Raw genomic sequence first — 7,980 nt, forward strand, 5'->3', positions numbered from 1 at the left:
GACCGGGATAAATCCCAGATCAAGGGCAAGCTGGCGAGTCTCGTTGCCTTCATAGGCGCGATCCATGAGCAAGTGAATTGGACGGCTCGCAGGCCCCAGGCTTTGCAGCAGGCGTCTGCCCTCGGGCGCATCGTGGGCCTGTCCAGGCGACAGGCAGAACGTCACGGCCGTTCGAGCATCCGCGGCAACCATATGAATCTTGGTGTTCCATCCGCCTCGGGACTTGCCAATGGCCTGTGGGCCTTTTTTTTAGAGCACCGGTTCCATCGGGGTGCACCTTGATGCTCGTGGAGTCCAGCGAAACCGCCTCGATCTTCACGCGCACCAGCTGCTCGCGCTGCAGCTCCTCGAACATTTTGTCCAGCACACCCGCCTTGGTCCAGCGCCGCATGCGCGTGTAGATCGTGTGCCAGTTACCGAACCGCTTGGGCAGTCCGCGCCACTTGCAGCCGTGTTCGGCAACATACAACATGGCGTTGACCACCTGCAGATTGCTCAGGCTGACGTTGCCGCGCTGCACGGGCAAGCAGTGTTCGATGCGTTTGAATTGCTCGGGTGTGATCTCCATGCCTGCAGTTTCACATTCGGTGACTTCCATCGCAATTAGTGTTAACACGCCCTAGACGATCAGCGTGGCTTGCAGGGTGTTGGTCAGCCACGCCATCCATTTGTAGAAATGGGCGCGCTCGTGCGTGCCCAGCGCGGGCGCCAGACCCGCCTGCGGGCGCGTGTCGCACAGGTGCAGGCAGATGGCCGCGGTTTCGTAGAGCACGAGGTCGCCATCGATCAACACCGGGATCAGTCCGTTGGGGTTCAGGCGCAGGAAGTCGGGCGACTTCTGCTGGTCGCGCATGCGGTCCACCAGCACCAGCTCGAAGGGCTCGCCCAGCTCTTCGAGCAGGATGTGCGGCGCCATGCTGGCGGTGCTGGGGTAGTGGTGCAGCTGGATCATCGGTTCGCGGGGGTCAGCCCAAAGAGTCGGGCGCCATTGTTCCACGCGATGCGGCGCGCCACGTCGGCCGGCAGGCCGCCCAGCCACGCGCGATAGCCCTGCATGAGGTCGTCGTAGTACAGCCAGCGCTGGTTGACCCAGGTGTCGGAGCCGATGAGGAAGCGGTCGGGGTACTTGAGCAGCAGGGCGCGCCATTCGGGGCAGAGCTGGCCGCCATCGCAGGTCAGCCCCGGGCGGTAGGGGAGTTCGCCCATGAGCTGCGGGTAGCGCGCCAGCAACTGGTCCACCCGTTCGATGGGTGTTCCACCGATGCCGGTGTGCGCCCAGACCAGCTTGAGCTTGCGGCCTTTGGACGGCGCGTTCGCCATCAGCAGATCGATGGCCACGTCGTCCACGTGCGCCAGAACGGCCAGATCCTTCTGTTCGGCGAGCGCCATCAGCGCCTGCGCCACCGGCCCGTTGGCGTTCGCACTGTCGTAGAGGTGAGTTCACCCAGGCCGCGGTAGGGGCCGCTCGGGGTGCCGCGCGCCAGCTCGGTCTGCACCAGCTCGGCGATGCCGGGGTCGCGGAACCAGTTGTGGTAGCCCGCCCGGTCGCAGTAGAGGCGCACGAAGGGCACCACCATCACGCCGGCGGCCTGGGTCTGCGCACGTGCCTGGGCCAGCGCCCGGGTGCCGTCGTTGGGGCGCGAATTGGCGACGATGGCGCGCACACCGTTGCGCTGCATGCGCGCGAGCACGTCCTCCAGCGGGTGCGGGCAGGCGGGCTCGGGCGTGGCGTGCACGCAGGCTTCGTCGTTGTAGTGCAGGTGGGCGTCGAACAGCGGGCCGGCGTAAGGCGTCTGCTCCTGAACCGCCGTGGCGGTGGCGGCCGCCAGCAGTCCCAGCAGCCGCACGGCGGGTGACATGGCCGTCAGCCCAGGTGTTGCGCCAGAAAGGCCAGGCTGCGCTCGCGCGCCAGGCGGGCGGCGTCGGCGTTCCAGCTGGCCCGCTGGTCGCAGTTGAAACCGTGGTGGGCCGGGTAGGTGTGCACCATCACCTCCGGATGGGCCTGGCGGAAGGCCTGCACGCTGTCCAGCGGGATCCATTTGTCTTCTTCGGCAAAGTGGGCCAGCACCGGCACCTGGGGCTGGCGCGACACCTCGGCCGGGGTGGTCATGCCGCCGCCGTAGTAGGGAACGGCAGCGCTCAGGCCCACCAGTTCGCAGGCGCTGCGCCAGGTGAGCAGGCCACCCCAGCAGTAGCCCACGATGCCCACTTTGCCACCCTGCGCGGCGTGGCGGATGGCGGCCTGGATGTCGGCCAGCACGCCGGGCGCGGGCAGGGCTTCCACCGCCGTCTTGAGCTCGAAACCGGCGCCCATGTCGGCCTCGGTGTAGCCCAGCTCGACGCCGGCCTTGACGTGGTGGAAGGTGGACGGCGCGACGACGAAATAGCCGTCGGCGGCGTAACCGTCGGCCACGGCCTGGATGTGGCTGTTGACGCCGAAAATTTCCTGCAGCACGACCAGGCCGCCCTTGGACTGGACGGCGGGTTGGGCCACGTAGGCGGGGAAGGTGAAGCCGTCGGCGGCGGTGAGCTGGGCAAAGGTTCCCATGAAGTCTCCGAACGATGGGTTGTTGTGGGTCCGGTCGGCGACGGGCGAGGCCCCCGGCGCTGCGTTATGTTCCGGTAGATGCGGTTGTACCGCTGTTTCGGGCCGTTTGCAGGAGGCACAGACATGAACAAGGTTTTGCTGGTCACCGGTGGCAGCCGCGGCATCGGGGCGGCCACCGCGCTGCTCGCGGCGCGCCAGGGCTGGGCGGTGGCGGTGAACTACACCGCGAATTCGCTGGCGGCCGACGAGGTGGTGCGCAGCATCCGCGTCAGCGGCGGGACCGCCATCACCGTGCAGGCCGACGTGGCCGACGAGGCGCAGGTGCTGCGCATGTTCGAGAAGGTGGACGCCAAGCTGGGCCGGCTCACCGGGCTGGTGAACAACGCCGGTGTGGTCGACGTGACGGCCCGCGTCGACGAGATGAGCGCGGCGCGCTGGAAGCGCATGTTCGACATCAACGTGTTCGGCAGTTTTCTCTGCGCTCGCGAGGCGGTGCGGCGCATGAGCACGCGCCACGGCGGCGACGGCGGGTCCATCGTCAACCTGTCCAGCGCCGCGGCGCGGCTGGGTGCGCCCGGACAGTACGTGGACTACGCGGCGGCCAAGGGCGCGATCGACGCCTTCACCATCGGACTGGCCAAGGAAGTAGCGGGCGACGGCATCCGCGTCAACGCGGTGCGACCGGGCCTCATCGAGACCGAGATCCACGCCTCGGGAGGCATCCCCGACCGGGTGAACCTGCTCAAGCACCAGGTGCCCATGCAGCGCGGCGGCACGGCCGACGAGGTGGCGCAGGCCATCGTCTGGCTGCTGTCGGATGCTGCAAGCTACACCACCATGTCCCTGATCGACGTCTCTGGAGGACGCTAGAACCATGACCGCGACCACACCCGAGAACAGCCCGCACATCAAGATCTGGTGGGAAGACCTGGAGATCGGCCAGACGCGCGACCTGGGCAGCATCTCGCCGACGAAGGAAGAGATCATCGCCTTCGCCAGCCAGTTCGACCCGCAGCCCTTCCACCTCAGTGAAGAAGGCGGCCGGGCCTCGGTGTTCGGGGCGCTCAGCTCCAGCGGCTGGCACACCTGCGCCATGGCCATGCGGCTGATGGTGACCAACTTCCTGCACGAGACCTCCAGCCTCGGCTCGCCCGGCCTGGAGAGCCTGAAGTGGACCAAGCCGGTCTACCCCGGCGACGTGCTGCGGCTGCAGCACACCATCACCGAGAAGCGGCCGATGAGCAAACGCCCCGACGTCGGCCTGGTGCGCACGATCTGGGAGATGTTCAACCAGCAGGGCGAGAAAGTGCTGCACATGGAGGGCTACGGCATGTTCAGAAGACGGGAGCCCGCACAATAGCGGCATGGACTTCAAGCCCCTGATCACCCTGCTGGCCCTGGTCAACCCGCTGGCCATCGTGCCCTTCTTCATCCACTACACGCAGGGCTTCAGTGCGGCGCAGCGCAAGCGCACCATCCTGATCTCGTCATTCAGCGCCTTCGTGGTCATCGCCACCTGCGCCATCATGGGCCTGCAGGTGCTGGAGTTCTTCAGCATCTCGCTGGCGAGCTTCCAGGTGGGTGGCGGCATGCTGCTGCTGACCTCGGCCCTGTCCATGCTGAACGCCCAGCCGGCCGAGGCCAAGGCCACCAAGGGCGAGGTGGACGACGCGGGCACCAAGGCCTCGATCGCGGTGGTGCCGCTGACCATCCCGCTGCTCACCGGCCCGGCCACCATGTCCACGGTGGTGATCTACGCCGACCAGGCCAAGACCTTCTTCCAGCACGCCGCCCTGGTGGGCTACGGCGTGGTGATCGCGCTGGCCACCGCCGTGTGCTTCGCCGCGGCCCGGCCCATCGCGCGCTTCCTGGGCCAGACCGGCATCAACGTGATGACCCGGCTGATGGGCCTGATCCTGGCCGCGCTCGCGGTGGAGGTGATGGCCGCCGGTCTGGTCAAGCTGTTCCCGGCGCTGGGCGCCTGAGCAGCGACCCCGGTTCAGCCGAACTTGATGAACAGCTTGCTGTAGGGCGCCTTGACCTGGCCGATGGCCTTCTCGATCAAGGCCCTGTCGCCCGCCGCCACCGCCGCGTTCAGCGCCTCCACCGACCGAGTCACCGCGCCCAGCAGTTCCTTGAACTCTGGCGATGACTGCGCCGCCGCAGTGGCTTCGCTGGCGAGCAGGCCCGCCAGGTAGTTCAGCACGCCGGCCTGCGCGGCCAGCTTCGGCAAACCGCCGTCCGCCTGGAGCCACTTCGGCCCCTCGTCCAGCAGATGCTCCATCTGGGCGTGGTAGGCGTTCATGTGGTCGCTGTAGACGATCACCTGGTTCTGGCGCCGCAGTTCACTGAGCAGGTCGCGCACCGACTCCAGCGTGGCGTGTGCGTCGGTCAGTTTGCCAGCGGCCACCTGTTGCGCGGCCACCGCGTAGTACCCGTCGACGCCCGTCAGCGTCTTGGCCATCAGCGCATCGTTGGCATAAGGCACGGTGGGCTGGGACTTCACCAGCTGGGTCACCTGGGCCCAGGCCTGTTGTGCCTGCTTAAGCGCTTCGGCGGACTCGCCGGCCTGGCCGGCGTTGGTCTTGAACAGGGCAGCACGGTAGGGCACGTAGGCCTTCTGCAGGGCATCGGTGACAGGGTCGGCCGCCCAGGCGGGCCAGGCGCAGGCGCCCGCGGCAAGGACAAGCACGGACAGGACTCGGAGGTGTGGGTACTTCATGGCCGTTGCAGGTGGACAAGGGGAAGACCATGGTACCCCTACCCGTATTAAGACAGCTTAAATCCGCCCCCTGCCGCCGCGTCTGCGTGCCGCGTCAGGATGTCGCAGGTCAGGCGGATGTGGGCTTCCAGCGCCAGCGCGGCGCGCGCCTCCTGCCGCGCCATCGCCGCCAGAAAGATGCCCTGGTGCTCGGCGTGCACATCGCGGTCGAAGCCCGGCGTGGCGCCGATGCGGATGGCGATGTGGCGGTAGCGCTCGCCGTGGCGGTAGAGGATGTCCAGCAGATGCCGCGTCCAGGGTGAGCTGTGGCCCGCGATCAGGGTTTCGTGGAAGTGGCGGTTGGCGCGCTCCCACTGGTCCGGGTCGCGGCCGGCGCCGCCCTCCTCGGCCACGCTGAGCTGTGCAAAGGCCCCGCGCACCGAGCGCTCCCAGCCCGCGTCGCCGAGCCGGATCGACTGGCGCAGCGCTTCGGTTTCCAGCCGCACGCGGGTGTCGGTCAGGTCGCGCAGATCGTCCAGCGAGACCGCGCTGACGCGGTAGCCGCGCTGGCCTTCGACCGTGACCAGCGCGTCGGACACGAGCAGCGCCAACGCCTCCCGCAGCGTGCCGGCGCCCACGCCGTAGTGGTCCTTGAGGTGCTCGACGCGCAGGCGCTGGCCCGGCTGCAGATCGCCGCACACGATGTCGTGACGCAGCGCCCGGTAGGCGCGTTCGGTGAGCGTGCGGGGTTCGGGTTCGTCGCTGCGCGGCGCAGGGCCGGCAGCGTGGACGGGTTGGAGCAGTGTGTGCAACATGAACGTGCTCAGTCGGGTTCGGGGTTCTGGGCGCGCTTGAGCCGGTAGGCCAGCTGCGCGCGGCTCAGACCCAGCAGGCGGGCGGCGCCGGCCAGATTGCCGCGGCTGCGCTCGACCGCCAGGGCCAGCACCTGCGCCTCCAGGGTCTCGATCGGCACGCCGGCATCGAGCACCTGCGCGCACAGGCGCAGCTCGTCCTCGGGCGCACGGCGCGCCAGCCGGCCCTGCGGGTCGATGCCGTCCTGCGTCGGCTCGGACTGGTTGGGGAACAGGTGCTCGGCCTCGATCACGCCGCCCTGCGCCGCCAGGATCACGCCGCGCTCTACCAGGTTCTCCAGCTCGCGCACGTTGCCGGGCCAGCGGTGGCGAGCCAGCGTCTGCAGCGCACGGTCGCTGAAGCCGCCCAGGCGCTTCTGGTGCAGCGCGGTGAAGCGCGCCAGCAGGTGCCGAGCCAGCGGCTCGATGTCGCTGCTGCGTTCGCGCAGCGGCGGGATGCAGATCGGGTAGACGTTGAGGCGGTAGAACAGGTCGCGCCGGAACTGCCCGCGTTCGACCGCGGCTTCGAGGTTGACGTTGGTCGCCGTCACGAGGCGCACGTTGACCTTGCGCGCGCTCTCGCTGCCCAGGCGCTCGATCTCGCCCTCCTGCAGCACGCGCAGCAGCTTGGCCTGCGCCGGCAGCGGCATGTCGCCCACCTCGTCGAGGAACAGCGTGCCGCCTTCGGCCCGCTCGAAGCGGCCGGCCCGCGCCGCATGCGCGCCGGTGAAGGCGCCCTTCTCGACGCCGAACAGCTCGGCCTCGATCAGCTCGGCCGGCAGCGCCGCGCAGTTGACCGCCACGAACGGCCCGGCGGCGCGCTCGGAGTGTTCGTGCAGCGCGCGCGCGAAGCGCTCCTTGCCCACGCCGGTCTCGCCGGTCAGCAGCACCGTCACCTGCGTCGCCGCGGCGCGGCGCATCAGGTCGTGCGCGTGCTGGAAGCCCGGCGAGGAGCCGACCAGCATGCCACCCGACTCGGCAGGCTCCAGCGTGTTCTTCAACGCCTCGACCTGCTGGTTCAGCGCGGCCATCTTCTCCAGCAGCGAGTCGTCCTCGAAGTACTGGCGGTGCGCATCGCCGTCGGGCCAGTCGTCGATCGGGCGGCCCTCGATCAGGCAGTGGTCGTCGCCGCAGGCCGAACACTTGATTTCCTTGAACAGGATCAGCCGGCCCATGAAGGCGCTGCCGTAGCCGCTGGCGTAGCCCAGCAGGGTCCAGCAGGCCGGCTCGTCGACCACGCCATAGTGAAGGCGGTGCGCGTGTGCCTCCCACGAATCGTCCCAGCGGAACACGCCCTCGAAGCGGCCGGCCGCGGCGTCCATCTCCAGCCGCACCGGCGTGACCCGGGCCGCACCCTCGAGCATGTGCAGCTGCGGCCCGACCAGGAACATGTCTTCCAGCGTCTTCTTGCCGCGCGTCTTGGCCGCGAAGCCCGCATCGTGCAGGCCGCATGCATAGCCCATGCGCGTGAGCAGGCGCCGCGCGTGTTCCTTGCCGACCGAGGTGATGAGGTCGTGGCGCAGCGCCGTCAGCGCCGCGGTGTGCAGCAGCACCATGCGCCGCTCGCCCAGCCAGATGGCGCCGCTGTGCGGCTCGAAGCGCAGCAGCCGGCGCAGGTCGTTGTCGGGCGGGTAGGTCAGGTGGGGGTCCAAAGGTGTCTCCGGTGGGTCGCTCTGCCGCGACTGGAATCTCGATATTTTCCGCCAAGCACCCCCAAATCGACAAACCGGCGAAGCAGTGCCTGAAATTGATCATTTGATCACTCGCAGCAAAAAGCACCTCATCAAATCGAGATTTTTCTCACGTGCTGCGCCGCAACAGTCCAAGAAACAGACTATCGAAGGGTGTCTGGCGATCCAGAAGCTGCGCTGCACACCGAC

7 protein-coding genes and 3 pseudogenes are annotated in these 7,980 nt (G+C 68.4%); 3 read left to right on the plus strand and 7 right to left on the minus strand.

Annotated elements, in window-relative coordinates:
* The 4 genes and pseudogenes from DBR23_RS11945 to DBR23_RS11960 form a co-directional block, all read right to left on the minus strand.
* Positions 1–568 (minus strand): annotated as a pseudogene (locus DBR23_RS11945) (IS5 family transposase); the annotation flags it as partial.
* A 54-nt stretch (positions 569–622) separates the two neighbouring features.
* Positions 623–952, minus strand: a pseudogene (locus DBR23_RS11950) (glutathione S-transferase family protein); the annotation flags it as partial.
* Positions 949–1,859 (minus strand): annotated as a pseudogene (locus DBR23_RS11955) (amidohydrolase family protein). The pseudogenes DBR23_RS11955 and DBR23_RS11950, both read right to left, overlap by 4 nt.
* 5 nt (positions 1,860–1,864) lie before the next feature.
* Positions 1,865–2,548, minus strand: coding sequence for a dienelactone hydrolase family protein (locus DBR23_RS11960; protein WP_108498386.1), 684 nt, complete (start codon positions 2,546–2,548; stop codon positions 1,865–1,867).
* 123 nt (positions 2,549–2,671) lie between these two features.
* Between DBR23_RS11960 and DBR23_RS11965 the strand changes: the two genes are divergently transcribed.
* Genes DBR23_RS11965 through DBR23_RS11975 form a run of 3 tightly spaced genes read left to right on the plus strand, consistent with a single transcriptional unit; the run spans position 2,672 to position 4,533 of the window.
* A complete protein-coding gene (locus DBR23_RS11965) occupies positions 2,672–3,418 on the plus strand; it encodes an SDR family oxidoreductase (RefSeq protein WP_108498387.1) in 747 nt (248 codons plus the stop codon).
* 4 nt (positions 3,419–3,422) lie between these two features.
* On the plus strand, positions 3,423–3,908 hold the full coding sequence (locus DBR23_RS11970) for a MaoC family dehydratase (RefSeq protein ID WP_108498388.1): 486 nt from the start codon (positions 3,423–3,425) through the stop codon (positions 3,906–3,908).
* Between the two features lie 4 nt (positions 3,909–3,912).
* Complete coding sequence (locus tag DBR23_RS11975) at positions 3,913–4,533, plus strand: MarC family protein (protein ID WP_108498389.1); 621 nt, start codon at positions 3,913–3,915, stop codon at positions 4,531–4,533.
* Between the two features lie 14 nt (positions 4,534–4,547).
* Here DBR23_RS11975 and DBR23_RS11980 read toward each other — a convergent pair whose 3' ends face one another.
* The 3 genes from DBR23_RS11980 to DBR23_RS11990 all read right to left on the minus strand — a co-directional run bounded on the left by DBR23_RS11980 (position 4,548) and on the right by DBR23_RS11990 (position 7,752).
* Positions 4,548–5,240, minus strand: coding sequence for a hypothetical protein (locus DBR23_RS11980; RefSeq protein ID WP_146191314.1), 693 nt, complete (start codon positions 5,238–5,240; stop codon positions 4,548–4,550).
* Between the two features lie 77 nt (positions 5,241–5,317).
* On the minus strand, positions 5,318–6,064 hold the full coding sequence (locus tag DBR23_RS11985; RefSeq protein ID WP_108498391.1) for a GntR family transcriptional regulator: 747 nt from the start codon (positions 6,062–6,064) through the stop codon (positions 5,318–5,320).
* Positions 6,065–6,072: 8 nt separating this feature from the next.
* On the minus strand, positions 6,073–7,752 hold the full coding sequence (locus DBR23_RS11990) for a sigma-54-dependent Fis family transcriptional regulator (RefSeq protein WP_108498392.1): 1,680 nt from the start codon (positions 7,750–7,752) through the stop codon (positions 6,073–6,075).
* Positions 7,753–7,980: the final 228 nt, after the last annotated feature.

It is taken from the genome of Acidovorax sp. HMWF018, assembly GCF_003061035.1.
Taxonomy (GTDB): domain Bacteria; phylum Pseudomonadota; class Gammaproteobacteria; order Burkholderiales; family Burkholderiaceae_C; genus Acidovorax; species Acidovorax delafieldii.

Excerpts from the sequence above, each read along its gene's own strand:
- DBR23_RS11970 (WP_108498388.1), top strand. The coding sequence starts at position 3,423 with ATGACCGCGACCACACCCGAGAACAGCCCGCACATCAAGATCTGGTGG.
- DBR23_RS11960 (WP_108498386.1), bottom strand. The coding sequence starts at position 2,548 with ATGGGAACCTTTGCCCAGCTCACCGCCGCCGACGGCTTCACCTTCCCC.
- DBR23_RS11985 (WP_108498391.1), bottom strand. The coding sequence starts at position 6,064 with ATGTTGCACACACTGCTCCAACCCGTCCACGCTGCCGGCCCTGCGCCG.
- DBR23_RS11975 (WP_108498389.1), top strand. The coding sequence starts at position 3,913 with ATGGACTTCAAGCCCCTGATCACCCTGCTGGCCCTGGTCAACCCGCTG.
- DBR23_RS11965 (WP_108498387.1), top strand. The coding sequence starts at position 2,672 with ATGAACAAGGTTTTGCTGGTCACCGGTGGCAGCCGCGGCATCGGGGCG.